Genomic DNA, 26445 nt, shown 5'->3' on the forward strand with positions numbered 1-26445 from the left:
CACCAGCCCGCGCCGATCTGCTGGACTACGGATCAAACGGTTAGAAGTCGGCGACGAGGGCACAACCGACCGGCGATGATCCAAGCTGTCCCCACCGCCGATGTCCGTCCGCGGAAGGCTTCTCAAACGGCCGTCTTCCAACAGATTCGCAAGGCCAGCGCCCGAATCCCATCCATACCCGCCACTGACAATCTGGTGGGAACTCGCACCCACAATCCACTCACCCTGCGACTTCCCACCGGAATGTCGGTGAGTGATTCCCACTTCGATGTCAGTGACGGAAGCTTGCCGGCGGGCCTGAATTGCTCTGCGCTCCGGTCAGGGTGGAGACGGGTGAGTGTGTCTGTCGTGTGGTGGGTTCGTCGTCTCGAGGTGTCTGGCAGTATCCGAGTGTTGGTGTCCAGGAAGGGAAGTGAGCGTGATGACCGACAGGTACGGCAATTTCCCCACTCAGCCGCTGCCGATTCTGGCCGGTCCGCCACCGCGCGCGGTCCGAGCCGGGCGCCGGAGCGCTGACAATTTCCCCACCGTGCCATTGCCGGTCCTGGACGAATCGCCCCGCCGCGGGGGGCGGCCGCAGGCGGCAACTGGTGTTCCTCGGGCGGGCCGGGCGGCCGGTGGGCGTGGTTTGGCTCGGGCGGGAGGACATGTCGCTGTTGCCTCGGTGGTGAGCCGGGTGACGGGGTTCGCGCGCACGCTGGTGGTGGCGGCTGTGCTGGGTGCGGCGGCTGTGGGGGATGCCTACAACGGCGCGAACAACCTGCCGAACATGGTGTACGAGTTGTTGCTGGGCAGTGTGTTCGCCAGCGCGGTGGTGCCGCTGCTGGCTCGCGCGCACCGTCACGGCCGTCGACGCTCTCGCGAGTTCACCCAGCGTCTGCTGCTGGCCGCATTGATCGCGCTGGCAGTGATCACGGTGCTCACCGTGCTGTGCGCTCCGTGGATTGTGCGGATGTTCGTCGCTGATGCCGGGCAGCGGCACCTGACCACGGTGTTCGCCTATCTGCTGCTGCCGGAGATCTTTTTCTACGGGGTGACCGTCCTGGCGAGCGCGGTGCTCAATGTGCGGGACAGTTTCGCCGCGGCGGCGTGGGCACCTGTGGTCAACAACGTGATCGTGCTGGCCACGTGCGCGGTGTTCGTGCTGCTACCCGGCCCGGTGGCGCTGACCCCGGCGTCGATGACCACCATGCAGGTCCTCATTCTCGGTGTGGGCACCCTGGCCGGGATCGCCGGGCAGGCCGCGTGGACGGTTGCGGCGTTGCGACGTAGCGGGTTCCGGTGGAGCTGGCGGGTGCGCCCGATCCCGTACACGTGGCGACCGGTGCGTGCGGCGGTGCCGCTGCTGGGATGGCTGCTGGGGTACGCGCTGATCAGCCAGCTCGGGGTCGCGGTCACTATGCGGATCGCGTTCGACCACCACGGGGTCTCGATCTACACCTACGCCGACCTGCTGTTCCAGGTCCCCTACGGCGTCCTGGCGGTGTCCTTGCTGACGGTATTGATGCCACGCCTGTCGCGGTCGGCCGCGGACGGTGACCGGGCCGCGGTGATCGCGGACCTCGGCCGCGGGGCCAGATATCTGATGGTGGCGTTGATGCCGATGACGATGGCGATGATGCTGCTCGGACCGATCGTGTGTTCTCTGGTGTTCGCCGGGCGGGTCGACCCCGGCAGCGCACGGTTGATCGGTGCGGCGATCGCGTCCTCGGCGTTCGGGTTGGCGCCGTTCGCGCTGGTGATGTTGCAGATGCGGGTCTTCTACGCCGGCAACGACACCCGCACACCCACCGTCATCAACGTGGTGATGGTGGTAGTGAAGCTCGCGGTCCTCACCGTGTCGGCTGAAGTGTTGCCCGACCGTGCGGTCGTGGTGATGCTCAGCGTAGCTGCCTCCATCTCCTACCTCGCCGGAGCAGTAACCGGACACATACTGCTGCGGCGCCGCTACGGGCTGCTCGGATTCGCCACTGTCGCAACAACCTTCAACCAGGTCATGGCCGCTACCGCCATCGCCGGCTGCGGCGCCCTGGCCGCGATGGTGCTGACCCAGCACACCGTCTCGGGCGTCACCGCCAGCCACCTGGTCACCCTGACCGCCGGAACACTGGTCGGCGCGGGCGTCTTCCTGGCCGCCGCCAAAGCGATCGGGATACCGGAAATCCGCGTCGCCCGAACACTCCTGACCCCCTGACCAGGGCATGCTGCATGCCGATCGTGTGGCGGGTTCCTCGTATCGAGGGAGCCTGGCAGTATCCAAGTGAACCCCGGATCGACACCGACTCGGCAACTCCTAACCAGAGTTCGCCTGGCGTAGGTTGAGCCGATGACGAAGGTGGGGAGAAACAACCTACGGAACATGTGCGCAGCCGCTGCGATCGCTGCGGGCATCTGCTCGACAGCACCAGCAGCACAGGCCACACCGGTACCGAAATGCGATGGCTGGCAAGTCGATACCGTCGCCTCAGGCCTGCAACAGCTGGAAAACCTGGCACCCGATGGCCATGACGGCTTCTACGTCTCCGGTGAATCACGCCTCTACCACGTCGACGAGGCCGGACAGGTACGCACGGTCCTCGATGATCTGCCGGTGCCGCGCGGTCTGCAGGTCAACGGCACCGACCTCTACCTGGCAACCGGCCGCGACGGCGCCGTCTCCCGGTACGACATCACCACCGGCCACATCACCAAACTCGCCACGATGACCGTCCCGAACGGATTGCTGCGCCTCCCGGATGGCGACATCCTCACCACATGGGTCGGCACCGACATCGGCGTCCCCGACACCGGCGTCTCGCGCTACCACCACGACACCGCCACCGTGCAGCCGAACTGGTCACCGGCGCCACGGTCGGAAGGGCTTGCCCTGAGCCCTGACCACCAATTCGTCTACACCGACGACCTTTTCACCGGCCAGATCATCCGCATCCCCCTCGCCTCACCCGACCGATGGACCGTTGTTGCGACAGTGCCCGGCGGACTGCCCGGCCTCGACGACCTGACCGCGTCACGCTCAGGTGAGCTCTACGTCGCCGCGCATCTCGCCGGCCTCATCTACCGCGTCGACCCCCACACCGACGACATGTGCACGATCGACACAGGACTACCAGCAGGATGGGACGGCCCCACCTCGGTGCGGATCGCCCCCGACGCGATCGCCAGGGCCTGTATGTGACCGGATCCGACGGCACATTGCGCCGGCTGCGACCCCCAGCCGACACCGACCTGACACCGGTACTTAGCCCTTAACTTGTCCGCGAGGTCTGCGCGGCAACGTGATGGCGCTGCACCGCGAATTGGTCGACGCTGAAAAGGCAAGCGGCACCCCGTAAGTTCGGTGGAGCCATGGTGATCTTCTTGCTGGCGCTTGCGGGTTTCGCGCTTCTGGATTCACTTGACGTTCTGTTGGTGGGGGTTACGACCGCAGTGGTCCTCGACAGCCGGCTGAGTCGTCGATCTCCCGTGCCCGGGGCAGCAAGCTTCCTGGTGGGAGTCTTCGCTGTCACAACGGTGTTCGGCATCTGCACCGTGCTCGGGCTGCATTTCCTCACCGACCTCGTCCACTTCGAGCTGACCCCGACAATTCGCCTCTGGGGTGAACTCGGCATCGGCGCGGCGCTGTTGTTGCTGGGTAGCGTCCGTCTGTCCGGGCAAAACCGAACGGTGCCACCCTGGGCGCTGGAGGCGCGGAGGCGGCCATGGCTGCTGGGGCTGGCGGGAGTCGGCATCGGCCTGGGGCAGGCGCCGACCGCGGTTCCATATCTGGCTGCGTTGGCGATGATCTCCGCGCGAGATCCCCGACCCGGTCTATGGCCGCTGATCGTCGTCGTCTACTGCATGATCGCCCTACTGCCACCGGCGCTGGTCCTTTTCACCGCCACCCGCTCTTCGGCCCGGGCACAACGCTTCTACCGCGCCCTCGTGCGGATACTCAGGCGCTTCGGACCGGTCTCGATCCGCGTACTGTTCATCGCCTTCGGTGCCATTCTCATCGTCGATGCGGTGAGGAACTGTCCACCGTTGCGATGAGGGGCCCTACCGCAGCCACCAAGAGGTCTACGCTGAGCACCTGACAGGGGTGACGCACTGACCATTTGAGCCCACCACCGTTTGCTCTTCCACGACGAGGTGCCGTCCTGGGGCGCGGGGCCGTTGCGACAGCGGTAGACTCTTAATCGGTTCCGCCGCGCTCGCTCTCATATGAGCTGCAACATCTTTGGCGGCCCGAGTCAGGATTCCCGGCGCCAGTTCTTCCGGCGAACCGTTTCCGAACCACCACCAGCAGATCGGTCTGTCTGGCGTGTGCCGGACCGGCCGAGGAAGGATCCGTCTGCCGTGCCCGCTTCAATCCACACCACCGACACCGAACGAGTACTGCTCGAGACCATGCTCGACAAGGCACGCACCGATCTCATCGACACCGTGCGCGGCCTGTCCGAAACCGATGCCAGGAGCAGGCTCGTCCCTTCGCTGACAACCCCGATATCCCTGATCAAACACGCCACGTTCGCCGAGCGGATGTGGTTCCAACGCACGCTCGGACAACTCACCGACGACGCCTGCGACGGCCCGCTGTGGACACACGGAGGGTTCGAGGTGGGCGAGGACGAGACCGTGATCGAGGTGATCGCGGAGTTTGAACGCGCCAGCGCCCGAGCCAGATCCGTCGCCGCGCCGATCCCCCTAGGCGACACCTGCGAGCATCCACACACGGGAGCCACCGTCAGCCTGCGCTGGATCTATGTGTCCATGACCGCCGAATTCGCACGGCACGCCGGCCACGGAGACATCCTGCGCGAACAGATCGAGGCCCGAAGATGACGTACCTACAGCCCGGCCACCCAACCGGATCTCCCGCAATGGTCGCTGTCTCACCAACGACCCTTCACGAGACACCCTCGGCGGCAACATGTTTGCGCAGGCCGGTTCTGTAACAGTTGCCGCGCACACGGGCAATGTCGACTCGCCTGGGTATCCGGTAGCGGCTCAGTTTTCGGGGTCGGCGATCTTGCGGCGCGCGAGAATGATCCCGCCGAGGGGACTCTCGGCTGAGGTCAGAGTCTTGCATGCCTCGACGACGAAGCCGGCGTCGTCGAGGCATGCGCGCATTCGGCTGTGCTCGCGACGATGGACATAGAGATGCACGGGGTGCCCGCCGTAGCCGTGGGTCTTCAAGACCGACTCGTCTCCGACGTGGAAACCGAGTAACAGCGGTCCGCCTGGGCGAAGCACTCGCTGGAAGTGGTCGAAGACGGAACCGAGCTCGTCATCGGGGATGTGGATCAGCGAATACCACGCGACCAGGCCGGCTATCGAGGCGTCCGCGAGGGCGAGGTTCGTCATGGAACCGACTTCGAACCGGAGACCGGGGTGATCGCGGCGGGCGACTTCGACCATCTGGGGCGACAGGTCGATTCCGAATGCGTCGACATCCAAATGACGCAGATGAGCGGTGATCCGCCCCGCGCCGCAACCCACATCCGCAACCAACCCCCCGCCCTGGGCACACACCCTCTCGGCGAACAACGCCAAGGCTGAGCGCTCCTCAGGCGTCTCATCCAGAAGGTGACGAGTGAGGTCTGCATAGGTAGCCGCAACGGCGTCGTAGGACCTCTGCGTGTCATCCAGCCAGCCATCAGCGTTCAATCCCATTCCCACGGTCGAACACTACCCACGAGCTCGAGCGGAACGGCCCTCATTTCACTCGCAGCGGTTGGTATAGACGCCGTGATGAAGTGATTGCGCTGCTACGCTGCAGGTTTCGTGGTGCAATTTTGTGACTGTGGTGTGGCCGGTTCGCCTAGCAAGCGCCCCGGCGAAATCGCCAGAGCCAGCGTCCCACGCTATCGGCGAGAGATGAACCGCGCCAACCCTTCTCCCGCGGCGACATGCACGTGAAGGTGCCTGTTGTGCTGTTCATCGCCGAGCGTGGTCAGAACCTGGCAACCACCATGCGCATCGACGACACCCTGGGCGACCTCCTGCACCACCTGCAGCAAGTCAGCCCCCAATCCTGGTTCCAACTCCAGCAATGACCGAACATGACGCTTCGGGACCACGATCACGTGATCGGTCCCGAACCCCTGAATCGGGGGGCGGAACGCCAACACCTGCTCGGTCTCGCGGACAACGGCAACCTTGATCAGCCCGGGTATGACCTCATCGCAATACCAATCCGGCTCCGTCACTCCTGCAACCCTACGGCCGGACATTGCCACTGCGACACGCTGAGCAGGGCGACGTCACATTCCACCGATACGAGACGAGCCCGAAGCCACCCAACGACGTCGGAATTCACCGAGAGACGACGCCGCCCTAGCCAGATGAATCTCCTCGCCGCCATGGACCGCCTCCTCGCCGGCAAACCCTTGCGATCCACCGGCCGACTCAGCATCTCCCAGCTCGCCGTCGAGGCCGGGCTGGAACGGTGGCGACTCACCCACCAGCACACCGACCTGAAAGAACTGTTCCAAGCCCGCGTCAAAGCCGCCCAGACAGCCGCCGCGGCGACCGAACCCAACGACTACGAGAAACTGAAAACCAAACACGCCGAGCTACTCGCGCACTGCGCCGACCTCGAAATCCAGCTAGAGCTCTACGCATCGGTGATCCAGCTCCTCACGCTCGAGAAGAACGCTGCAGAGACAAAAGCTCCGGTCGCAGATCTCGAGGCCGGGCGGCGGCGCCGCGCGCACGCGAAGACCTTCGACCCCTGCTGAGCGGGTCGGATCACTTCTGTTCGTCGCGGACTTCGTTGGCTACGGCGCACATTTCGGCGAGCAGCTGGCGTGCCATTCGGGCGGCCTGGTCCTTGCCCTTATCGAGGTCGGAGCACATCGTCATCAGGTTGAGTCCGTAATGCGCGCGCCCGACAACAACATCGAACCATCCGTCTCCCTTGGGCGTGATCGTCGCATGCAGCACGCCATCGATCCCGGCAACCAAGGTTGCGCCGTGGTCGGTTTCGGCTTCCTGCCAATCGAACTCGACTTTCACCTGCGCTTCGAAGCTCGGGTTCGCATCGCGGATCATCAAACTCACGCTACCCTTCGACAACCTCGGACAGTCGGCCCTTTCGCGCGAGCGGACCTGCGCCACGCCAACAGCCGGTCGCCCGGACGCTATCGTGAGACCCTGCATACGCACGACGAGTGCGGCATGATCCGACCTGCAAGGATTCGAGCCTAAACAGGTTGCGCTACAACAGGTCTAACCACTGAATGTCAGCGGCAGCAGTTGGGATCCAGCACGATGCACAGCGCCGACAGGGCGTCGCGTTTGGCGTGGTGGACCATGTTCATTCCGGTGCGCCGGGAGTCGACGAGTCCGGCTTTGCGGAGCTGGCCGAGGTGGTGGCTGACCGTCGATTCGGCCAAGTTCACTGCTGCGGCGAGGTCGCCGCTGTTCTCGCCGGTCTCGGGGCTGGCCAGGAGCAGGGACATCAGTTTCACCCGGACCGGGTCGGCGAGGGCCTTGAGTCGCAGGGCCACCTCCAGCGCGGCGGTGTCGTCGACCGGGCCTGCGGCTACCGGCGCACAGCACACCGGCGCGGACATGTCGATCACGGGCAACGTCTTGGGCATGGAACCGATCCTAGCTGCAATATTGACATATGTCGAAAAGGTGGCAGACTCGGTCTCGTCCACTTCTTCGACATATGTCTCACTATGGAGGTTCTGATGTCCCGCGTCCAACTCGCCCTGAATGTCGACGACCTCGAGCAGGCGATCGCGTTCTACTCGACGTTGTTCAACACCACCCCGGCCAAGCGCAAGCCCGGCTACGCCAACTTCGCCATCGCCGAGCCGCCCCTGAAGCTGGTGCTGCTCGAGAACACCGGTTCCGGCGGCACGATCAACCATCTCGGTGTCGAGGTCGAGACCTCCGAGCAGGTCCACGGCGAGATCGCCCGCCTGTCGGAGGCTGGATTGTTCACCGAGGAGCAGATCGCGACCACGTGTTGTTTCGCCACCCAGGACAAGGTGTGGGTGACCGGCCCGCACGGGGAGCGCTGGGAGGTCTACACCGTGCTCGCCGACACCGAGAACTTCGGCACCGCACCGCAATTCGCCGGCGGTGATGCCGAGGCGGTGCAGGCGTGCTGCGGCACCGACGCCGAAGCCGCCGCCGAGGGGGCTTGCTGCGGCAGCGAGGCCAAGGAGAAGGCCATCGCCTCGGGCGCGTCCTGCTGCAGCTGAGGAATCGGGGCGCGGCCGCTGTCGTCGGCGCGGCCGCGCAGCATCATCGACAACGAAAGAACGCTTGTGACAAGTAAATACGACGCTCTCGTCGTCGGCGGCGGCCAGTCCGGACTCGCCGCCGCCCAATATCTGTCGCGGCGCAGCCACGCCGTCGCCGAGCTCGAGGCCGGTCCCGAGACGACAGCCTCACCACCTGCGACCGGGTCGCAGGCCTGCTCATCCTGCTCTACAGCCAGACCGTCGCCCGGATCGTGCGCCTCACCACCGCCGACGTCACCCACACCGACGACAGCGTGCAGCTGCGGCTCGGCCGTCAACCCCTGATCGTCGCTAGCCCGCTCGACGGGCTGCTGGTCGAGCTGGTCCTCACCCGCCGCAGCATGGCCGCGCTCGGCCATCACGACGACCACAATCGGTGGCTGTTCCCGGGCGGTCTGCCCGGCAGCGCCATCCACCCGACCGAACTGACTGCGCGCGGCTACGCCGCATCGGCGGGCCCAGCCGCCCCGGACGCAGCCCCGCACTGGCCGAGCACGCCGCCGCCCTGCCCGCCAAGGTGCTGGCCGACCTTCTCGGCCTCTCGGTCACCACGGCGATCCGGTGGGGGCAAACTCGCCGACGCCAGGGGCGACACCTACGCCGCCGAACTCACCCGTCGCCACCGCTCTACCAGTGAGAACCGGTCTCCGCGGGACTGATCGAACCAACCCAGCGAACTATGCTGAATATCCGCCAGGGGTGGTGGGGTGGTTTCGGGGTTCGTGCAGGGTCCGGCGATAGTGGCAGTGGGCCTTGAAGCGGCGGTTATGACTTGCGGAATGCTGTGTCGAGGATCCGCCAGTGCGCAGCCGCGGCATGACGGGCTGGCGCGGCCGTGTCGGTAGGCGTTGCGAGTGATCGCGTCACTATTTTGCGCTTCTCGACGGCGTGGTGCCGTGTCGGTGGTTGCCCCTATCGAATGGGTGAGCGGCGTTCGAGTAGGACGGTGTCGTGCCAGATGCCGTCGCGTTGGGCGATGCGTTCGCGGATGCCGACGGTGCGGTAGCCGGCGCTGTGATGTAGGGCGAGTGCGGCGCGGTTTTCGGTGAGTATCGAGGTCTGCAGAGTCCACAGGTCGTCTTCGTCTGCGGCGATGACCTGTTTGAACAGCAGCGCTTTACCTACGCCACGGCCGCGGTGGCCCTCGGCGACGTAGACCTCGGTCGCTGCGATGCCCGAGTACTGGTCGCGGGTCGATATCGGGCTGGCGGCGGTCCAGCCAACGATGGTGTCGTCGATCTCGGCGATCCAGCGATGGTTCGGCAGCCACTCGTTGTCGAGAGTTTCACGGCTTGGCACCTCGGTGTCGAAGGTGGCGACCCCTGTGGCAATGCCCTCGCGGTAAATGCGTCGGACCGCGTCCCAGTCGCCGGGCTTCATGGCTCGCACGGTGACGTTGGCGGGGATGTCGGAGGGGCAGCAGGGCCGTGGGGCGAGCAGTCCCATGACGGCGTCGGCGGCGTGGGGTAGCCCGGCGCAGCAGGCTTCGTTGATGGTGACGATGGTGGTGGTGCCTTCTCTGCGCAGGTGGACGAATCCGATCTCGGCGAGTTTTCGCAGGTGGTGCGAGGTGGTGGATTGACTGGTGCCCAAGACCTCGGTCAGTGCGCCGACGGTGAGGCCCTTGGGGGTGGTCGCGATCGCGTGCAGCAGCCGCACTCGCACAGGTTCGGCGAGGCAGGCGAACCATTCGGCGTAGGTCGTGGCCTCGTCTTGGGGCAGGACCTGGGCGAGGGGTAACGCGATGGGCATGACCTCATTATATCGATCTGGATCGATGGTTGCTTTCATCGATGCCGGTCGATAGAGTCGCCTCCATTAATCGAAGATGATCGATGAATGAGGTGTGGGGATGAATGAGCTACCTGTCGTTGTCGTCGGGGCGGGGCCGATCGGGTTGGCCGCAGCGGCTGAACTGGCAGGTCGTGAGGTACCGGTCCTGGTCGTCGAGCGTGGCGCCCATGCCGGTGCGGCGGTGACTCAGTGGCAGCATGTGCGCTTGTTCTCACGATGGGCGGAGTTGGTGACTCCCGCAGCAGCGCGACTGCTGGAGCCGCGAGGCTGGTCTCATCCCGATCCCGATGGTTATCCGACCGGCCACGATTGGTTCGAGCACTATCTGCGCCCGCTCGCCGATGCCCTCGGTGAGCGGGTCCGGCTCGACAGCGAGGTCGTTGGCGTTGCACGACGCGGACGTGACCGGGTTGTCGACGCCGGGCGCGAGGTTGAACCGCTGACGGTGCATGTCCGTACCGCAGACGGGATGGAGTATCGGCTCGCTGCTCGTGCGGTCATCGATGCGTCCGGGACGTGGACCTCACCGAACCCGCTCGGCGGCGACGGGTTGCCTGCGATCGGGGAACACGCTGCCGCGCAGCAGATTTCCTATCGGGTTCCCGACCTCGCCGATCCTGCGGTTGCCGCCCGGTATGTGGATAAGCATGTAGTGGTCGCGGGCAGTGGGCATTCGGCGCTGACCGCGTTGGCCGGTCTGGCCGCCCTCGCGGCCGAGCACCCATCCACTCGCATCACTTGGTTGTTGCGACGCGGGGAGGCCGGGTCGGTCTTCGGTGGCGGTGACGCCGATGAGCTACCCGCGCGCGGCGCGTTGGGGTTGCGGGCCCGAGCAGCGGTGCAGGACGGGAACGTCCGCGTGGTCAACGGGTTCCGTACCGAGGCAGTGAACCACACCGAGGACGGGCGCATGGCACTGGTTCCTACTGTCGGCGATCCGATCACCGAGGTGGACGAAGTGGTGGTCTCGACCGGTTTCCGCCCGGATCTGTCGTGGCTGTCGGAGATCCGGCTCGGTCTGGATTCGACTTTACAGGCACCGGTTGCGTTGGCGCCGTTGATCGATCCGAATATGCACTCGTGTGGGACGGTCTATCCCCATGGGGTGAAGGAACTCTCGCATCCGGAACCGGGAGTGTTCGTAGCTGGGATGAAGAGCTACGGGCGGGCCCCGACGTTTCTGGCTATGACCGGTTACGAGCAGGTCCGGTCGATCGCGGCGTTCTTGGCCGGAGACCACGAGGCTGCTGAGCGGGTGGAATTGAGGTTGCCCGAGACCGGCGTGTGCGGCGGGTCGGGACTGTTCGACGTTCCCGCCGAGGACTCCGCCGGTGGATGCTGCGCGACCCCTGCAGCGGTGCAGGATCTGACGCTATCGCCGACGCCGGTGCGGTGAGACCCGGAGCGATGCATACCGTGTCGACGTCGACCGCAGTTGGTTCCGCCCGAGCGGGGGTGGGGCGGGTGCTGGTGGTGCTGTGTGTCACCGAGATCACCAGCTGGGGTGTGCTGTTTTACGCCTTCCCGGTCCTGCTCGATGACATGCGCGCCTCGACCGGCTGGTCGGCCACCGTGTTGACCGCCGTTTTCTCGGGAGCGCAACTGTTGTCGGCGCTGGTCGGTATCCCCGTCGGCCGGTATCTCGACCGGCACGGACCTCGCACGGTGATGGGCGCGGGCTCGCTGCTCGCGGTCGCCGCAGTGGTGATCGTGGCGACAGCCCAGAGCCTGGTGTGGTTCGCGGCGGGGTGGATGTTGATCGGTGTCGCGATGGGTGCGGTGCTCTACCCGCCAGCGTTCGCCGCACTGACCCGCTGGCACGGCCCGCACCCGGTGCGCGCGTTGACGGTTGTGACGTTGGCAGCCGGTCTGGCCAGCACCGTGTTCGCGCCGCTGACCGCTGCGCTGTCGGCGCACCTGGGATGGCGGGGCACCTACGTGGTGCTGGCGGCGATCCTGGCGGTGGTGACCGTTCCCGGTCACTGGCTCGGATTGCGGCTGCCGTGGCCGCCGCGACCGGCCCCCGAGCCCGGACACGCGTATCTCGCCGCGCCGGGCTCGGTGGCGCGCAGTCGGGAATTTCTCGTGCTGGCGGTGTCGTTGGCGATCGCCGCGCTTGCCTCGTTCGCCGTGGTGGTCACCATGGTGGGGTTGATGACCGAACGCGGCGTCGGTACCGGAACCGCAGCGGTGGCACTGGGCCTCGGCGGTGCCGGGCAGGTCGCCAGTCGCATCGGCTATACCCGCTTCGCCGCGCGTACCAGCGTGCGCGCCCGCACAGTAGTGATCGTGGCCGGAGTCGCGGCGACCACCGCGCTGCTCGGTATCTTGACCACGACGGCTGCGCTGATCGGCGCCGCGATCCTGGCCGGGATGGCGCGAGGCGTGTTCACCTTGCTGCAAGCCACAGCGATCACCGACCGGTGGGGCGCGTCCCACTACGGGCACCTCACCGCGTTGCTGTCGGCGCCGCTGACCATTTCCATGGCGCTGGCACCATTCGCCGCGACCGCTATGGCAGACCTGCTGCACGGATATGCGAGAACCTTCGTCATCCTCGGTATTCTCGCCGCCATCGGCGCCGCCTTGTCAGCGGCCACTATCCCGAAACATCCGGCACCACAACACTATTCGCAACCCACCACACCTGGGGCTTCGATAGTGGAGTCCGGATCGTCACACCCGGCGCCCGACTCGGTCGGCGCGAGATCTGAGAAGGAACAATCGCGATGAACACCGACAGTCCTTTCCATTCCGCGGTCGTCATCGGCGGCGGGCAATCCGGCCTGGCGGCTGCCTGGGCGTTGCGCCGGCGCGGGCTCGCACCGATCGTGCTCGAAGCCGGTCCCGAGCCGGTCGGGTCCTGGCCGCACTACTACGACAGCCTGACCCTGTTCAGCCCGGCTCGCTACAGCTCTCTGCCCGGGATGGCGTTTCCCGGCGACCCCGAGCACTACCCGCATCGCGACGAAGTGGTCGACTATCTGCGCGCCTACGCCAAGGGACTCGATGCGCAAATTCTCACTGCCACTCGGGCAACCGGCGTGCACCGCACCGGCGACAGTTTCACCGTCACCACCGACGACGGCGGTGAGCTACCGGCCCGGCGAGTGATCGCGGCCACCGGCGGATTCGCGCGCCCGCACCGCCCCGCCCTTCCCGGCCTGGACGGCTTCGGCGGGCAGGTGCTGCACGCCAGCGACTACCGGGAACCGAGTCCTTTTGCCGGACAACGGATCGTGGTCGTCGGTGCCGGTAATTCCGCGATCCAGATCGCTGTCGAACTCGCCGACGTCGCCGAGGTCAGTCTCGCCACCCGCCGTCCGATCAACTATGTGCCGCAACGCCCGCTGGGCCGTGACATGCACTTCTGGTTCACGATATCCGGGATCGACACCGCGCCGGTCGGACCATGGCTGCGACGCCCGCCCACGGCACCGGTGTTCGACACCGGCCGCTACCGGGCCGCGATCACTGCCGCCCGTCCGGATCGCCGCCCGATGTTCACGCGCGTGGACGGCCACGATGTCGTGTGGGCCGATGGCAGTCGTGAGCACGTCGACGCGGTGGTGCTGGCGACCGGCTATCTGCCCGACCTCGATTATCTGGCGCCGCTGGGCGCGCTCGACGACACCGGTCACCCGCGCCAGCGGCGCGGTCTGTCCACCACCCATCCCGGCCTGGGGTTCGTGGGGCTGGAATGGCAGCGCTCGCTGTCGTCGGCGTCGCTGCGCGGTGTCGGCCGCGACGCCACCTACGTCGCCAAACGCCTGCCGTGACCCGCCCGAGCGCGCGTTCGTGGATCGACCGAACCGAGGAACCGCCGATGACTGTCCCCGACTTGCTGAATTCTCTTGCGCTACCGGTCATCGCGGCGCCGATGACCGATGTGTCCGGACCCGAGCTGGTGATCGCGGCCTGCCGGGCCGGTGTCGTGGGAGCTTTTCCCGCCCACAATGCCGCCTCGACGCCCGAGCTGCACTCCTGGCTCGGCGCCATCACGCGGGCTGCCACTGCGGGCTCGGCGCCGTTGGCGGTGAATCTGATCGTGCACCGAAGCAACGACCGGCTCGACGCGGACCTGGATGTGCTGATCGAGCATCGGGTACCGATCGTCATCACCAGCGTCGGATCCCCGGTGCCGGTACTCGACCGCCTCCACGACGCGGGCGCACTGGTCTTCGCCGATGTGTCCAGCCTGCGCCACGTCCAGCGCGCGGTCGACGCCGGTGTCGACGGGCTCGTGCTGCTGTGCAGCGGCGCCGGTGGCCAGACCGGCACCGCGAGCCCGCTGGCGTTCGTGCCCGCTGTCCGTGCCCGATTCGACGGCCCGATCGCCGTGGCCGGTGGGATCGCCGACGGCCGGGCACTGTGGGCGGCACAGGTTCTCGGCGCCGACCTGGGATATCTGGGCACCTCGTTCATCACCACCCACGAAAGCCTCGCCGCACCGGAATTCAAGGCCGCGCTCATCGGCGCGACCCTCGACGACATCGTCACCACCTCGGGCCCGAGCGGGCTGCCCGCGAACTTCCTGCGCGAATGGCTCGCCGCCCATGACATCGAGCCCGACACCACCGGCAGCTACCACCAACGACGCTTGTTCGCCCACAAGAACGTGTGGAGCGCCGGGCACAGCGTGAGCGCGGTGACAGGTGAACAGTCCACCGCCGCTCTCGTCGCGCAGCTTGCCCAGCAGTATCACGCGGCCCGCGAGGCGGGCGTCAGGACTGCGACACCACCGATCCAAACCCACTGAAGGAGTGACCATGTGGGGAACACTGCCGAGGCTGATGCAGCGCGTCACCGCCGATCATCGCGACCGCACCGCTCTCATCGACGGCGACCGATCACTGACCTATACCGAACTCGCCGCCGCGACCAACCGAGTCAGCAACGGCCTGCTCGCTGCCGGACTGCGCCCCGGAGACCGTGTCGGTGTGCTCATGCCCAACTGCCTGGAATACATCCCTACCATCTACGGGATCTGGGGTGCCGGCGGGGTGGTCACCCAAATGCCCGCCCGCGCATCGGCATCGGACTTCCGCTACTTCCTGGGCTCGGCTGCCGCGACCACCCTGATCCACCACGACAGCTTCGACACCGCCCTGACCGGCATTCGTGACGACTGCCCAGCCCTCGACACGGTCATTCGGCTCGGATCCCGACCGAGCGGCGACGACATCCTCGACTACACCGCAGTGTTCGAGGAGGCCGATTCCGCGGCGCCGCGCCTACAGATCGAGGACAGCGATCTGGCGTTCATCGGCTTCACCTCCGGCACCACCGGCATCCCGAAAGGTGTGCTGCAAAGCCACGCCACATGGCTGCACTACAGCGTCACCGCGGGCCTGGAAATCGGGGACACCCGCCCCGGCGAGGTGTTCGCCCACGGTGCCCCGCTGACCCATTTCACCCAGACCTTCATCATGCCCACCCTGATGCGCGGCGGCACCAACCTGATCCTTCCCGGCCTCGACATCGACACCTTGCTCACCGCGGTCAGCACTCACAAAGTCACCGCCACTGCCGTGGTCCCGACGATCATCTATCTGCTGCTGGCGCGCACCGATCTCACCGACTACGACCTGTCCTCGCTGCGCACGATCATCTACGCCGGATCCCCCATGGCCCCCTCCGAACTCGACCACGCGCTACGGGTATTCGGGCCGATCTTCGCCCAGGCATATGCCGGCACCGAGCCCGGCTACATCAGCTGCCTACGCAAACACGATCACCAAACCGAAACACCCGCTCAGCGGGCACGGCTGGCCTCAGCAGGGCGCCCGATGTATCACGTCGACCTCGACATCCGCGACGACACCGACCACCCGATGCCGACCGGGCAGCCCGGCGAGATCTGGGTGCGCCAAGCCGGGCAGATGACCGGCTACCTCGACCCCGCACTGAACACCGACACCATCCACGACGGGTGGGTACGCACCGGAGACATCGGCTACCTCGACCACGACGGTTTCCTGTTCATCGTCGACCGCAAAAAAGACATGATCATCACCGGCGGCTTCAACGTCTTCCCCCGCCAGATCGAAGACGTCCTCGACACCCACCCCGCCGTGCGGCACAGCGCGGTCATCGGCATACCCGACCCGAAATGGGGCGAAGCCGTCCACGCCTACATCGTCACCGACTCCGAAAACCCGGTCACCGCAGACGAAATCATCCAGCTCGTCCGCGACGCCAAAGGCAGCGTATGGGCACCTAAATCCATCGAACTCGTCACCGACCTGCCACTCAACCCGTCCGGAAAAGTCGACAAAAAGACTCTGCGCCAACGCCATTGGGACGGCCAAGCCCGCCAAGTGCACTGACCACTCCACGCCACCGCGATCCCAGGGAGAACCCGACATGCCCCTCACCACGCCGGCCCGCCACGAAAACCTCGTACGCGGCGGCCGTGTCCACTCAACCGATGGAACCATGATCAGCTATCTGGCCCGCGGAAGTGGACCGGTCATCGTGTGCCTGCACGGCGGCCTGGGCAGCGCCCTGAGCTTGGCACCGCTCGCCGATCACCTCGCTGGCGAGTTCGAAGTCGTGACCGTGAATCTGCGAGGTCACGGGACCAGCCAATGGGGCCAGTCTCCGCCACACATCACCCACGAAATCGACGACATCCTGACCATCTGCGACGCCGTCGGGCCGATCGGTGCGTTGTTCGGCTATTCCTTCGGTGCAGTGCTGGCTCTGGAAACCGCACTCGCCGCACCCGATCTGATCCCAGCGCTCGCTCTCTACGAGCCGCCCCTGCCGGTCACCTATCCGATACCGGACCCCGCACTGATCGAAAAGGCCATCACCGCAGGACTCTACGAACAACTACTGCTGGACGCCACACCAGGCAGCGGCGGACTGTCCGATACCGAACTAGCCACGATCCGCGAGGACCCACTCTGGCTGTCCAAGATCGCCCACGCACCCACACTCGTCCCGACAATGCAGGTCCTCGCCAGCCTTGCGCCAACGGTCGACCAATACAGCGAGGTCACCACCCCCACGAAACTCATAGTCGGCACCACCAGCGCCCCCTACATCCTGGCCGGCGCCGACCTGCTCGCCGATGCCCTGCCCAACCTCACGCGTGAAACCCTGCACGGGCAAGGTCATCACGTCGACCACCAACTCCTCGCGCAATCGTTACGCACATTCCTCCACGCCGAGTAGCCCAGACATTTCACACCACGCATCGAAATCCCGGCTCGGCGGCCGGCCACCCCCACACACGAGCCGGTAACAGTTCTGAACTCTCCGGCGCGAGAGCGGATTCCGTCATGGATCGGACACACACCGTCCACTCTGCCCAGCAGCGTCGGTCTCCCGCCTGAATCCGCCACCGGCGCGGCGATCACGAGGTCGTCGAGTTTCCGGTCGAGGTGCTCCCCGTCCGAAGTACAGGCACCTGTCACCTCAGCCCATTGGCCCAGGTGAGCATGTTCACCGGCTGTTCGCTTGCCCAATGGTATCGACAACAGTCAATATCGAGGTATGTCTAAACCAGAGGTAGCGCTGGCCGCGCCGGCCGGCTGCGCGCCCACCCCCACGGTGGGGCACGCGCTGACCGGTGCGGAAGCAACCGAGCTGGCGGTGATATTCAAAGCCCTCGCCGACCCGGTGCGGTTGCGCGTGCTCTCGGCGATCGCCGCCCGCGACGGTGGGGAAGCGTGCGTGTGCGACGTCTCCGACGGCCTGGACGTCACCCAGCCGACGATCTCGCACCACCTGAAGGTGCTGCGCGAGGCCGGGCTGGTCACCAGCGAACGCCGCGCCTCCTGGGTCTACTACCGCGTCGTTCCGCAGGCCTTGGAGCGGCTGTCGCTGGTGCTGAGCCGCCACGCGGGAATGGAGGTGTTCGCGTGACGACCACCGAACACGACACCCACCCCGCGGTGGTGGGGAAGTTGTCGACACTGGACCGGTTCCTGCCGGTGTGGATCGGTGTCGCCATGGCCGCCGGTCTGCTGCTCGGGCGCCTGATCCCCGGCCTCGGCGACGGACTCTCTGCGGTCGAGGTCGACGGGATCAGCCTGCCGATCGCGATCGGACTGCTGGTCATGATGTATCCGGTACTCGCCAAGGTCCGCTACGACCGCCTCGATTCGGTCACGGGCGACCGCCGCCTGCTCATCGGCTCGCTGATCCTGAACTGGCTGATCGGGCCGGCGCTCATGTTCGCCCTCGCGTGGCTGCTGCTACCGGATCTGCCCGAGTACCGCACCGGGCTGATCATCGTCGGCCTCGCGAGATGCATTGCCATGGTGATCATTTGGAACGACCTCGCGTGCGGCGACCGCGAAGCCGCCGCCGTGCTCGTCGCCTTGAACTCGATCTTCCAGGTCGTCATGTTCGCCGTCCTCGGCTGGTTCTACCTCTCGGTCCTGCCCGGATGGCTCGGACTGGAACAAACCACCATCGACACCTCGCCGTGGCAGATCGCGAAATCGGTGCTGATCTTCCTCGGCATCCCACTGGTCGCCGGATTCCTCACCCGCCGCCTCGGCGAAAAGGCGCGCGGCCGGGACTGGTACGAGTCGAAACTGATCCCACGGATCGGGCCCTGGGCGCTGTACGGGTTGCTGTTCACGATCGTGATCCTGTTCGCCCTGCAAGGCCACCAAATCACCTCACATCCATGGGATGTCGTGCGGATCGCTGTCCCGCTGCTCGCCTATTTCGCGATCATGTGGGGCGGCGGCTACCTCTACGGACGCCTCGCCGGTCTCGGCTACGAACGCACCACCACCCTCGCGTTCACCGCCGCGGGCAACAACTTCGAACTCGCCATCGCCGTCGCGATCGCCACCTACGGCGCCACCTCCGGCCAAGCCCTCGAGGTGACTCGGTGAGCGCGACGCCGTCCGTGTTGTTCGTGTGCGTGAAAAACAGCGGCAAATCACAGATGGCCGCCGCGCTCATGCGCCACCGCGCCCATGACGAGATCCAGGTGCACTCGGCCGGCACCCAGCCCGGCGAAGCCCTCAACGCGCTCTCGGTACAGACCCTCACCGAGGCCGGGATCGATGTCTATGGCGAGCACCCCAAACCCATCGACCCCGCCCTCGCCGCCGACGTGGACGTGATCGTGGTAATCGGCCGCCAAGCCCACCTCGACCCGCCACCCGGGCCGCGAATGCTGGTGTGGGACACCGACGAACCATCCCAACGCGGCATCGACGGCATCGAGCGGATGCGCCTGATCCGCGACGACCTCGCCACCCGCGTCAACGCCCTGCACGCCGAGCTCACCAGCTCACCCGTCTCCTGAAAGGCCATCCCTCGACATGGCATCCACCCCCAGCGTCCTATTCGTGTGCGTCCACAACGCCGGACGCTCACAAATGGCCCAAGGCTTCCTTACCCACCTCGCCGGCGACCGCATCGACGTCCGCTCCGCCGGAACCGAACCCGCCGAGGCGATCAATCCCGCCGCCATCGAAGCCATGGCCGAAATCGGTATCGACATCACCGCCCAAACCCCGAAAGTCCTCACCCCCGACACCGTCCAGACCAGCGACATCGTCATCACCATGGGCTGCGGCGACAACTGCCCCTACTTCCCCGGCGTCGACTACCGCGACTGGAAACTCGACGACCCCGCCGGCCTCGGCGTCGACGCCGTCCGACCCATCCGCGACGAAATCCGCAGCCGCGTCGAAAAACTCATCGCCGAACTACTGCCATCCCCAGCCTGACCCTCCCGGCTGCCCGACCACGCAACCGGAGAACCAGTGGCTTTCAACAAAGCCACCCATCCGACACGATCTGATATGTCGCCCTACCAGCACCCGCGACGCCGTCCCGGCAGGAAACGAGGTACGCGATGATCGGGCTGTCATCGCTCGGACGCCGATGCACGCTCTCGACCGTACCGCTGTACTTCTTCGCCTCGGGGTCGCCGGGCGCGACGGGGCGGCCGTCGATGTCGCGCCACCACTCGATGCGATCGCCCACCACGAACTCTTCGCCCATACCGGCGCTATTACACTCTGCACTGACACGTCGATGTGTGATCACCGACGCGGGTGGGCTGTCGGGCAGATGTCGGATCCGCAGCAGGATGACGACCAAGTGAGCGCCAACGCCGGCGCCCTGGCCGATATCCCCGGCGTCCTGGTACACGGCCACTTGGACCTGAGCTGTCCCGTGGACACCGCGTACGAACTGGCCACCGCCCCACCCAGCGCCGAACTTTCCGTCTACGACCGGTCCGGACACCGCAGCACGCCAAAAATCTCGCGCCGTCTGAAGTCTGCGAGCTGCATCGCCCTTCCTACAGCGCAGACCGCACACGAAAAACGCGCCTGAGTAACATCAGCTGACGCTCGACGGATGTCGTTGACAGGTAAACTCATTCAACTGGTCTAGGGAGGCGGTGGGGAGATGGCTCGTTCCGACCTTCTGCTGGACTTGGTAGAGGCTGAACGTCGCGGTGACCGTGACCGGTTCCGGTTGTTGGTCGAAGCTGTGATTGCTGAGGAGCGAGCCAATCAGCACCATTTGCTAGCCGACCGCCTGTCCGAGTTGATTACAACTACGGGACAGAGCAAGCCTCGCGACGATCACGCAACTTCGGTCCGTGATCTCGTGCATGAGATCGTTCCACAGCGGCGCCTTATCGAACTCGAACTCGAACCGGCCACTCGACGCGTGCTGAACGAGTTGGTCGAGGAGCAGAAGCGGGCTGAGCTGCTGCGAAGTTACGGGATCGAGCCGCGTAACCGCCTGTTGCTCGCAGGGCCGCCGGGCAATGGCAAAACCAGTGTGGCCGAAGCCATCGCCGCCGAATTGATGTTGCCGTTCTACGTCATTCGGTATGAGGGAGTTGTCTCCAGCTTCCTCGGCGAGACAGCAGCGCGGCTCGACAGCGCCTTCGAATTCGTGCGCACCCGCCGCTGCGTCCTGTTCTTCGACGAACTCGACACAATCGCCAAGGAACGATCCGACGAGCACGAAACCGGCGAGATCAAACGTGTGGTCTCTACACTGTTGCTTCAGGTCGACCACTTGCCACCCCACGTCATCTTGATCGGGGCCACTAACCATGGGGAATTGCTGGACCGCGCAGCGTGGCGGCGATTCCAGGTGCGCGCCGAACTTCGCTGCCCGAGTCGCGCACAGGCAACGAAATATCTCGAGGCGCTGGCCGCGAGACTCGGCGGCGACCTCGGCTTTGCGCCACGGACCATCGCTGACAAGCTCGCCGGAGCGAGCTTCGCCGAGCTGGAAGAGTTCGCTCTCGATGTGCGACGGCGCGCAATCTTGGAGCTACCCGACACTGACCTGCGCCGGATCGTCCAAGAAAGACTCGAACACCGCCGAAATCAGGCGGCGGAGTGACCACGGATCATCGTCCACTGCTGGCATTACCGGTTCCTGAGGTCGGTCCTCGCTCGACAGGATCCCCCAATCCGGGGCTGCGGCTGAAAAAGCCTGGAGCCCAGCGCCAAGGCGACCGGTTGTCGCCCCAGTTCAACGCGCTCGCGGAAGCGTTCGACGGTCAGCGGGCTCGCTTGTCGGACGGGCCAGTCAAGGAACTGGATCCGGAGCTCGTCGTCGTCTTCGACCTCGCAGGCAGCGTCAAAGACTTTCAGAACGCGGTCGCAAAGGTCGAGGGGCTCGAGTTCCTTGCCGAGTACCTGGACGAGGACACTGACCCGGACGAGGACTTTTTCGTCGAAGGCGACGACGGCCGGGTGCCCCATTCGCTGTATCTGGTCATGTCCAATGCAGCAGCAGTCGGGCAGCTGCTGAGTTTATTCGAGCGATGGACACGCAACCCGCAGGCAAAGTTCGACCATGGCCTTGGGAAGTTCAAATCCGCGTTCGAGCAGCTACGGTCGGTCCGACGATGGGATGTGTCCGACCGGATTCGCGACACCGGCCTCATCGACGATTGGGAACAGCGGCTGGAGCTTGCCGGCCAGTCCTATAGCCCCGCTGCCGTGGAGATCGAACTGTGGTTCCGACACAACGGCGAGCAGCGCGCTGCCGCGCAGGCTCACGTCGAGCAGCTCATCGAGGCAGCGAACGGCACAGTTGTCTCCACCTCGCAGATCCCTCAGATCGGCTACCACGCGATACTCGCGACGATTTCCATCCAGCAAGTCCAATCAGTCGTCCGCGAGGGTGCCGGCACAATTCAGCTCCTCTCCGCTGAAGAGATCATGTTCGTCAGCCCGTACACTCCGATGAGCGTGTCCGACCCGACAATCGAACCTCTGCGGACGCCGAATCTTCCTGGCGCACCCGCAGGCGGCCGAGTTGAAGGCAAGCCGCGTATCGCCCTACTCGACGGGCTTCCGTTCGTCAACCATGATGTTTTGGCTGGTCGGCTGGGCGTCGATGATCCCGACAATCTCGCTTCTGGCTACGGGGTTATGAGCCGCCGCCACGGCACCCACATGGCCTCGCTCATCATCCATGGAGACCTGTCCAACCCTGGCCCAGCTCTGGATCGGCCATTATATGTTCGCCCGATCATGCAGCCCAACGACTTCGGGAGAGAGCAGGTCCTAGCGAAGGCGCTCTTTCCCGATCTGGTGCACCGTGCGATACGGCGCATGTACGACGGAGAGGGCAGCCAACCAGCCACCGCCCCCAGCGTCCGAATCGTCAATTTGTCGATCGGGTCCAGCTCCCGTGCCCTTGTTCGTCGCATCAGCCCCGTCGGGCGATTGCTGGATTGGCTCGCGGTGAAGTACAACGTACTGTTCATCGTCAGCGCTGGTAACCACCCCGCGATGCCAATCACCGTCCCCGCGACATGTTTCGAGAACGAACGAGACATGCGCGATGAAGCGCTACGCGCCGCTCGGCAAACTGCCAGGTACCGGGGAATACTGCCTCCCGGCGACGCACTCAATTGCTTGACCGTCGGCGCCACACACGCCGACGCCGCAGGCGACATTCCAATACCCGACACCGTTGTAGACATCGTCGATCCCGGGATGCCCGCCTTGTATGGAGGAGTAGGTCCCGGGGTAGGGCGCTCGATCAAGCCCGAGATCTATCACGCCGGAGGCCGGGCCCTCTATGTTCGGCCGCCAACCGGGTCCCACGGCGACGGTGACATCGATGTGCCCTTGGCTCCTACCGAACAAATGGGGCCCGGCAACCTCGTCGCCGCGCCGGGGCGGTTCGGTGCGACCGATGCGACGATGTTCACCCATGGAACAAGCAATGCGACCGCCCTGGTCAGCAGAGAGGCCAGCCGGCTGTTCGACGTGCTCGAAAGCGGGCCGACAGAACTCGGCGACCTTCCGTTCCCCGATCCGCAATATCATCCTGTCCTGGTGAAAGCACTGCTTGTCCATACCGGAAACTGGGACCGCCTTGCGAGTGAGCTGCGCCGAATCCTCAACCTCAGCGCGCAAAACGCGCGAAAGGAACTGACGACCCTTCTCGGGTACGGGCCTTTGGACCCGGCACGTCTGGGTCTCGCGGCGACAAACCGAGCGGTGCTTGTAGCAGCAGGCTCGATCGGCCGCGATCAACGCCATACTCACCGCATTCCGCTCCCACAATCACTTCATGCGCAGGCCCAATGGCGCAGGCTGACAGTCACTCTCGCCTACATGGCGCCGACCGAAGGCCACCTCAGCCGTTACCGCGGTGCGAAGATATACACCGATATCGAGCTCAATGCAGCGATGGGAGCCCGTGCCCAGGCCGACTACAGGGCCGTGCGCCGCGGAAGCTGCCAACATGAGGTCATCGACGGCGCGAAAGCGATGGTGATCGGTCGGGATTCGTCCCTGCCGGTTCACGTGGAGTGTATGAACGACGCAAAGAACCTGCGCAAGGATGACGCGATTCGCTATGGCTTGGTTGTTTCCGTGGAAACCGCAGCCACCACTTCAACAACGATCCACCACGAGATCCGTACGAGACTTCAGGCACAAGCCAGAGCGCAGGCGCCAGCGCGAGTGCGCTTCTGACCGATCGAACTGCATCGCAGCGCCACCCCAGTCTTCCTCGCGGGGCGGATGTGCGTCCACACCGTTCTCGGCCCATGTCGTACGGTGCTGCTAGCCGAAATCCTCGGCCTCCGCTGAACTCGAGCAGATCGTCACCGAACGCCGCGACCTCGCGGCGAACCTCAATCAGTAGCTTCCGACACGTTCTGGCCGCCGATAATCCCCAACTGAGACCGACCGATATCGAAAGTATGTTCGATATCGAGTAGTCTGCTGAGCATGCCCGAACAAACACGTCTGGAATGGGCGCGGACGAACCTCGAGCAGGTCAGAGCCCAGCTACTCGACGCCGCCGCGTTCGCGAAGTATCTGCCGCCCGAACAGCTCGAACATGCTGCACGGAAGATCGGCGAAGGCTTGCGGATCTACCGCGAGGAGACCGAGCCCGCCGATGCCGGCCCGCCCGGCGCCGCGTGTATCGACTACCGGGGAGCGAAACGGCCGGCGCGCTGAACGGGGTGCGGCTGCCGTTGCGGTGCAACCAATCCGCTCGTGGTGCCGTCCTATCTCGCATGAGCACTCCACGGGATATGACCAGCGAGCAGCGCGCCGCCGTGGCGGACCGGTGGACTCAAGCTCGAATGTCAAATCTGCTGGCGCGCACGTTCGGCCGACCACAGCTCGCTCGGCGTGCGCGGTGGCTATCCAACGGCCACCGCGCACGGCACGACACCCAGACCACACGCGAACACTGCTCCGCAGGACCGTGCCCTGACCTGAAACCTGCCGGTCAACAGCCACCTACCCGAGTCGATACGGCCCGCGCCGGTCAGATCCGCCCAGCGTGAGCCGCCGGTACTGGGTCCGGAAAGCAGGAAAGCCCGCACCATCGGTGCGGGCTTCACTCTTTGTCGGCTCTAGATCGCGCGGACGCTCTGGGCCTGGGGGCCCTTCTGGCCTTGACCGACCTCGAACTCGACTCGCTGGCCCTCATCCAGGGACTTGAAGCCGGAGCCGGAAATCTCGGAGTAGTGGACGAAAACGTCGGGGCCGCCCTCATCCTGGGCGATGAACCCGAAGCCCTTTTCGCCGTTGAACCACTTCACGGTGCCTTGTGACATGTACTTTTCGTAACTTCCTGTTGCGAGCCGGGGCGATCACTGCAACAACCCGTACCCACCCTCCACCATGCCACACCCCGTGAACCAGCGCGATGCCCGCGAGGCGGACCCAAAAATCTGTAGCGGAGACAGTAGACATTCATCGAATGGTGCGGTAGCTTCTATGTTGTCGGAAGCAAAGAAAGTGTCCAGATGGCACGGGAGAAGATGAACTGCCCGTGAGAGGAAAGACGGCGGGCGCGATTGCGGGACCAGCAACTACGACGGTCTCGCCGCCCGCCGGGCAAGAAATGAAGTGCAACGGAAAGAAGTAACCCCGTGAGGAGAAGGGAGGAGTTGCCCGTCGGGTCACTCGGAAGCACATTTGGTCCGTGTGATCTCCGACGCTTCGGTTACATGTCGGAAGACGAAAGTACATTCCCCCCTTTCAGCGCCCCGGTGTCCCATGACACCGGGGCGCTTCGGCGTATGGAGGCCGCACGATTTCTGAATCACCCACCGCGAACGAGAAGTTCGACGATGACGACTACCCCGCCTACACGATGGGCCGGGCCGCGGACATGCTCGGCACTACCCAAGCGTTTCTGCGCAGCCTGGACGAGGCGAAACTGATCACCCCGCAACGCTCTGCCGGCGGGCACCGCCGTTACTCGCGCTACCAGCTGCGTATCGCCGCTCGCGCCCGCGAACTCGTCGACCACGGCACCCCGCTCGAGGCGGCGTGCCGGATCATCATCCTCGAAGATCAGCTCACCGAAGCTCTCGAACTGAACGCCAAACTCACCCAACAAGACTGACCCCGGCTGACCTGACAGCACGGTCCCGGCTGTGGCGCCGGGAGTGCAGCCCAGGTCGACAGGATGGGCGGCCTGCAGCCGGTGGAATAGTTCGCCGGTCTGCCAGGTTGTATGCGCTGTCGGCGTCCGGACAGCCCCGGGCCGCACTCCATTCGTCGCTTCGAGCGACCACTCGCCGAGAGGCGCATGTTGGACGTCGGCTCACCAACACCAACGCCGCCAGGTATCACCTGGCGGCGTTTCGGCTAGTCCCCGTAGGACAGGACCAGAAGACCGCGGCATCGACGCAGCCGCAGCGCCGGTTCGGTTCCCTGATTCAGGGTGCGGCGGTAACCCGTCATCATGGCCCTACGCGCGTGACTGGATGTCGGCTAGAGCATCCCCAAGACTTCGTAGGGGACAGTCATCTCGGTCTCACCCAGCAGATCCAGGAAGAGCTGGAACTGCACGAAGTTCACACTCAACTTCGGGCCGTCCACAGGCCATACGGCGTCGCATTCGGGGCACTTGGCGAGCGCGAGGGCAAATCGGGTGACCCGAACCTTCTCCAGCGAGTCCTGCT

Annotated in this window: 30 protein-coding genes and 1 pseudogene; 23 read left to right on the forward strand and 8 right to left on the reverse strand. The window is 65.4% G+C overall.

The window, feature by feature from the left end; all coding sequences use genetic code 11:
* Positions 1–628: 628 nt before the first annotated feature.
* From murJ to IG65_RS0131330, 4 genes are all read left to right on the forward strand, one after another.
* Positions 629–2194 carry a murein biosynthesis integral membrane protein MurJ gene (murJ, locus tag IG65_RS0131315; protein ID WP_255359496.1) on the forward strand — a complete coding sequence of 522 codons (1566 nt, stop codon included), beginning with the start codon at positions 629–631 and terminating at the stop codon, positions 2192–2194.
* Positions 2195–2359: 165 nt separating this feature from the next.
* The gene (locus IG65_RS35330) at positions 2360–3175 is read left to right on the forward strand and encodes an SMP-30/gluconolactonase/LRE family protein (protein ID WP_231509554.1); all 816 of its coding nucleotides are present in this window, start codon (positions 2360–2362) and stop codon (positions 3173–3175) included.
* A gap of 170 nt (positions 3176–3345) precedes the next feature.
* Entirely contained in the window at positions 3346–4029 is a 684-nt protein-coding gene (locus IG65_RS0131325; RefSeq protein ID WP_030518562.1) for a GAP family protein, read from the forward strand.
* A gap of 357 nt (positions 4030–4386) precedes the next feature.
* Positions 4387–4821: a DinB family protein gene (locus IG65_RS0131330; RefSeq protein WP_051757264.1), complete on the forward strand. Its 435-nt coding sequence runs from the start codon at positions 4387–4389 to the stop codon at positions 4819–4821.
* Between the two features lie 165 nt (positions 4822–4986).
* On the opposite strand, the gene IG65_RS0131335 is transcribed toward IG65_RS0131330, so the two are convergent.
* Both IG65_RS0131335 and IG65_RS0131340 read right to left on the reverse strand, forming a co-directional pair.
* Positions 4987–5652, reverse strand: a complete 666-nt coding sequence (locus IG65_RS0131335; protein ID WP_197039989.1) for a class I SAM-dependent methyltransferase — start codon at positions 5650–5652, stop codon at positions 4987–4989.
* A 191-nt stretch (positions 5653–5843) separates the two neighbouring features.
* Complete coding sequence (locus tag IG65_RS0131340; protein WP_030518565.1) at positions 5844–6188, reverse strand: HIT family protein; 345 nt, start codon at positions 6186–6188, stop codon at positions 5844–5846.
* A 135-nt stretch (positions 6189–6323) separates the two neighbouring features.
* Between IG65_RS0131340 and IG65_RS35335 the strand changes: the two genes are divergently transcribed.
* On the forward strand, positions 6324–6719 hold the full coding sequence (locus IG65_RS35335) for a hypothetical protein (RefSeq protein ID WP_036526277.1): 396 nt from the start codon (positions 6324–6326) through the stop codon (positions 6717–6719).
* A gap of 10 nt (positions 6720–6729) precedes the next feature.
* On the opposite strand, the gene IG65_RS0131350 is transcribed toward IG65_RS35335, so the two are convergent.
* Together IG65_RS0131350 and IG65_RS0131355 are read right to left on the reverse strand one after the other, a co-directional pair.
* Positions 6730–7041 (reverse strand): hypothetical protein, encoded by a 312-nt coding sequence (locus tag IG65_RS0131350; protein WP_156055873.1) that lies wholly within the window; start codon positions 7039–7041, stop codon positions 6730–6732.
* Between the two features lie 182 nt (positions 7042–7223).
* Positions 7224–7583, reverse strand: coding sequence for an Rv2640c family ArsR-like transcriptional regulator (locus IG65_RS0131355; RefSeq protein ID WP_030518567.1), 360 nt, complete (start codon positions 7581–7583; stop codon positions 7224–7226).
* Between the two features lie 96 nt (positions 7584–7679).
* On the opposite strand from IG65_RS0131355, the gene IG65_RS0131360 reads away from it, so the two are divergent.
* From IG65_RS0131360 to IG65_RS0131365, 3 genes are all read left to right on the forward strand, one after another.
* A complete protein-coding gene (locus tag IG65_RS0131360; protein ID WP_036526284.1) occupies positions 7680–8198 on the forward strand; it encodes an ArsI/CadI family heavy metal resistance metalloenzyme in 519 nt (172 codons plus the stop codon).
* Between the two features lie 66 nt (positions 8199–8264).
* The gene (locus IG65_RS38150; protein ID WP_156055874.1) at positions 8265–8525 is read left to right on the forward strand and encodes an NAD(P)-binding protein; all 261 of its coding nucleotides are present in this window, start codon (positions 8265–8267) and stop codon (positions 8523–8525) included.
* Complete coding sequence (locus IG65_RS0131365; protein WP_030518569.1) at positions 8453–8899, forward strand: hypothetical protein; 447 nt, start codon at positions 8453–8455, stop codon at positions 8897–8899. Before IG65_RS38150 ends, IG65_RS0131365 begins: the two co-directional genes overlap by 73 nt.
* Positions 8900–9152: 253 nt before the next feature.
* Here the strand turns inward: IG65_RS0131365 and IG65_RS0131370 are convergent, their stop codons facing one another.
* Positions 9153–9992: a metalloregulator ArsR/SmtB family transcription factor gene (locus tag IG65_RS0131370; RefSeq protein ID WP_030518570.1), complete on the reverse strand. Its 840-nt coding sequence runs from the start codon at positions 9990–9992 to the stop codon at positions 9153–9155.
* Between the two features lie 100 nt (positions 9993–10092).
* Between IG65_RS0131370 and IG65_RS0131375 the strand changes: the two genes are divergently transcribed.
* The 10 genes and pseudogenes from IG65_RS0131375 to IG65_RS0131420 all read left to right on the forward strand — a co-directional run bounded on the left by IG65_RS0131375 (position 10093) and on the right by IG65_RS0131420 (position 19741).
* On the forward strand, positions 10093–11430 hold the full coding sequence (locus tag IG65_RS0131375) for an NAD(P)-binding domain-containing protein (RefSeq protein ID WP_030518571.1): 1338 nt from the start codon (positions 10093–10095) through the stop codon (positions 11428–11430).
* Positions 11431–11441: 11 nt separating this feature from the next.
* Positions 11442–12767 carry an MFS transporter gene (locus IG65_RS0131380; protein ID WP_081879894.1) on the forward strand — a complete coding sequence of 442 codons (1326 nt, stop codon included), beginning with the start codon at positions 11442–11444 and terminating at the stop codon, positions 12765–12767.
* Positions 12764–13813: an NAD(P)/FAD-dependent oxidoreductase gene (locus IG65_RS0131385; RefSeq protein WP_030518573.1), complete on the forward strand. Its 1050-nt coding sequence runs from the start codon at positions 12764–12766 to the stop codon at positions 13811–13813. Before IG65_RS0131380 ends, IG65_RS0131385 begins: the two co-directional genes overlap by 4 nt.
* A 47-nt stretch (positions 13814–13860) precedes the next feature.
* On the forward strand, positions 13861–14793 hold the full coding sequence (locus tag IG65_RS0131390; RefSeq protein ID WP_030518574.1) for a nitronate monooxygenase family protein: 933 nt from the start codon (positions 13861–13863) through the stop codon (positions 14791–14793).
* Between the two features lie 10 nt (positions 14794–14803).
* Positions 14804–16363, forward strand: coding sequence for an AMP-binding protein (locus IG65_RS0131395; RefSeq protein WP_030518575.1), 1560 nt, complete (start codon positions 14804–14806; stop codon positions 16361–16363).
* Positions 16364–16400: 37 nt separating this feature from the next.
* Positions 16401–17216, forward strand: a complete 816-nt coding sequence (locus tag IG65_RS0131400; RefSeq protein WP_051757261.1) for an alpha/beta fold hydrolase — start codon at positions 16401–16403, stop codon at positions 17214–17216.
* A gap of 321 nt (positions 17217–17537) precedes the next feature.
* Positions 17538–17909, forward strand: a complete 372-nt coding sequence (locus IG65_RS0131405; RefSeq protein WP_030518577.1) for a helix-turn-helix transcriptional regulator — start codon at positions 17538–17540, stop codon at positions 17907–17909.
* Positions 17906–18880: pseudogene (gene arsB / locus IG65_RS0131410) on the forward strand (ACR3 family arsenite efflux transporter); the annotation flags it as partial. The gene IG65_RS0131405 and the pseudogene arsB, both read left to right, overlap by 4 nt.
* Positions 18881–18948: 68 nt before the next feature.
* Positions 18949–19314, forward strand: a complete 366-nt coding sequence (locus tag IG65_RS0131415; protein ID WP_231509556.1) for a low molecular weight phosphatase family protein — start codon at positions 18949–18951, stop codon at positions 19312–19314.
* 16 nt (positions 19315–19330) lie between these two features.
* On the forward strand, positions 19331–19741 hold the full coding sequence (locus IG65_RS0131420) for an arsenate reductase ArsC (RefSeq protein WP_030518580.1): 411 nt from the start codon (positions 19331–19333) through the stop codon (positions 19739–19741).
* Positions 19742–19784: 43 nt separating this feature from the next.
* On the opposite strand, the gene IG65_RS0131425 is transcribed toward IG65_RS0131420, so the two are convergent.
* Positions 19785–20117 carry a hypothetical protein gene (locus IG65_RS0131425; RefSeq protein WP_156055875.1) on the reverse strand — a complete coding sequence of 111 codons (333 nt, stop codon included), beginning with the start codon at positions 20115–20117 and terminating at the stop codon, positions 19785–19787.
* Between IG65_RS0131425 and IG65_RS38735 the strand changes: the two genes are divergently transcribed.
* The 4 genes from IG65_RS38735 (at position 20118) to IG65_RS0131445 (ending at position 24478) form a co-directional block, all read left to right on the forward strand.
* Entirely contained in the window at positions 20118–20354 is a 237-nt protein-coding gene (locus tag IG65_RS38735; RefSeq protein WP_197039988.1) for a hypothetical protein, read from the forward strand. It begins immediately after the preceding gene.
* A 75-nt stretch (positions 20355–20429) separates the two neighbouring features.
* Positions 20430–21386: an AAA family ATPase gene (locus tag IG65_RS0131435; protein WP_030518583.1), complete on the forward strand. Its 957-nt coding sequence runs from the start codon at positions 20430–20432 to the stop codon at positions 21384–21386.
* Positions 21383–23986 carry a S8 family peptidase gene (locus IG65_RS0131440; protein ID WP_030518584.1) on the forward strand — a complete coding sequence of 868 codons (2604 nt, stop codon included), beginning with the start codon at positions 21383–21385 and terminating at the stop codon, positions 23984–23986. Before IG65_RS0131435 ends, IG65_RS0131440 begins: the two co-directional genes overlap by 4 nt.
* A gap of 258 nt (positions 23987–24244) precedes the next feature.
* On the forward strand, positions 24245–24478 hold the full coding sequence (locus tag IG65_RS0131445; RefSeq protein WP_030518585.1) for a DUF6374 family protein: 234 nt from the start codon (positions 24245–24247) through the stop codon (positions 24476–24478).
* A gap of 404 nt (positions 24479–24882) precedes the next feature.
* Here IG65_RS0131445 and IG65_RS0131450 read toward each other — a convergent pair whose 3' ends face one another.
* Positions 24883–25086 carry a cold-shock protein gene (locus IG65_RS0131450; RefSeq protein WP_030518586.1) on the reverse strand — a complete coding sequence of 68 codons (204 nt, stop codon included), beginning with the start codon at positions 25084–25086 and terminating at the stop codon, positions 24883–24885.
* A 542-nt stretch (positions 25087–25628) separates the two neighbouring features.
* Here IG65_RS0131450 and IG65_RS0131455 point away from each other — a divergent pair.
* Positions 25629–25883, forward strand: a complete 255-nt coding sequence (locus IG65_RS0131455) for a MerR family transcriptional regulator (protein ID WP_051757262.1) — start codon at positions 25629–25631, stop codon at positions 25881–25883.
* A 371-nt stretch (positions 25884–26254) separates the two neighbouring features.
* Here IG65_RS0131455 and IG65_RS39445 read toward each other — a convergent pair.
* A partial coding sequence (locus tag IG65_RS39445; protein WP_030518588.1) for a hypothetical protein occupies positions 26255–26445 on the reverse strand: 191 nt, incomplete at its 5' end.

Source organism: Nocardia sp. NRRL WC-3656, from assembly GCF_000720265.1.
Taxonomy (GTDB): domain Bacteria; phylum Actinomycetota; class Actinomycetes; order Mycobacteriales; family Mycobacteriaceae; genus Nocardia; species Nocardia nova.

What these genes read in the sequence shown, in the direction of transcription:
- IG65_RS0131380 (WP_081879894.1), top strand. Translation starts at nt 11,442, where the DNA reads ATGCATACCGTGTCGACGTCGACCGCAGTTGGTTCCGCCCGAGCGGGG.
- IG65_RS0131390 (WP_030518574.1), top strand. Translation starts at nt 13,861, where the DNA reads ATGACTGTCCCCGACTTGCTGAATTCTCTTGCGCTACCGGTCATCGCG.
- IG65_RS0131395 (WP_030518575.1), top strand. Translation starts at nt 14,804, where the DNA reads ATGTGGGGAACACTGCCGAGGCTGATGCAGCGCGTCACCGCCGATCAT.
- IG65_RS35335 (WP_036526277.1), top strand. Translation starts at nt 6,324, where the DNA reads ATGAATCTCCTCGCCGCCATGGACCGCCTCCTCGCCGGCAAACCCTTG.
- IG65_RS0131355 (WP_030518567.1), bottom strand. Translation starts at nt 7,583, where the DNA reads ATGCCCAAGACGTTGCCCGTGATCGACATGTCCGCGCCGGTGTGCTGT.
- IG65_RS0131375 (WP_030518571.1), top strand. Translation starts at nt 10,093, where the DNA reads ATGAATGAGCTACCTGTCGTTGTCGTCGGGGCGGGGCCGATCGGGTTG.
- IG65_RS0131450 (WP_030518586.1), bottom strand. Translation starts at nt 25,086, where the DNA reads ATGTCACAAGGCACCGTGAAGTGGTTCAACGGCGAAAAGGGCTTCGGG.
- IG65_RS0131370 (WP_030518570.1), bottom strand. Translation starts at nt 9,992, where the DNA reads ATGCCCATCGCGTTACCCCTCGCCCAGGTCCTGCCCCAAGACGAGGCC.
- IG65_RS0131330 (WP_051757264.1), top strand. Translation starts at nt 4,387, where the DNA reads ATGCTCGACAAGGCACGCACCGATCTCATCGACACCGTGCGCGGCCTG.
- IG65_RS0131360 (WP_036526284.1), top strand. Translation starts at nt 7,680, where the DNA reads ATGTCCCGCGTCCAACTCGCCCTGAATGTCGACGACCTCGAGCAGGCG.
- IG65_RS0131415 (WP_231509556.1), top strand. Translation starts at nt 18,949, where the DNA reads ATGGCCGCCGCGCTCATGCGCCACCGCGCCCATGACGAGATCCAGGTG.
- IG65_RS35330 (WP_231509554.1), top strand. Translation starts at nt 2,360, where the DNA reads ATGTGCGCAGCCGCTGCGATCGCTGCGGGCATCTGCTCGACAGCACCA.
- IG65_RS0131435 (WP_030518583.1), top strand. Translation starts at nt 20,430, where the DNA reads ATGGCTCGTTCCGACCTTCTGCTGGACTTGGTAGAGGCTGAACGTCGC.
- IG65_RS0131420 (WP_030518580.1), top strand. Translation starts at nt 19,331, where the DNA reads ATGGCATCCACCCCCAGCGTCCTATTCGTGTGCGTCCACAACGCCGGA.
- IG65_RS0131335 (WP_197039989.1), bottom strand. Translation starts at nt 5,652, where the DNA reads ATGGGATTGAACGCTGATGGCTGGCTGGATGACACGCAGAGGTCCTAC.
- IG65_RS0131325 (WP_030518562.1), top strand. Translation starts at nt 3,346, where the DNA reads ATGGTGATCTTCTTGCTGGCGCTTGCGGGTTTCGCGCTTCTGGATTCA.
- IG65_RS0131455 (WP_051757262.1), top strand. Translation starts at nt 25,629, where the DNA reads ATGGGCCGGGCCGCGGACATGCTCGGCACTACCCAAGCGTTTCTGCGC.
- IG65_RS0131405 (WP_030518577.1), top strand. Translation starts at nt 17,538, where the DNA reads ATGTCTAAACCAGAGGTAGCGCTGGCCGCGCCGGCCGGCTGCGCGCCC.
- IG65_RS0131385 (WP_030518573.1), top strand. Translation starts at nt 12,764, where the DNA reads ATGAACACCGACAGTCCTTTCCATTCCGCGGTCGTCATCGGCGGCGGG.
- IG65_RS0131400 (WP_051757261.1), top strand. Translation starts at nt 16,401, where the DNA reads ATGCCCCTCACCACGCCGGCCCGCCACGAAAACCTCGTACGCGGCGGC.
- IG65_RS0131445 (WP_030518585.1), top strand. Translation starts at nt 24,245, where the DNA reads ATGCCCGAACAAACACGTCTGGAATGGGCGCGGACGAACCTCGAGCAG.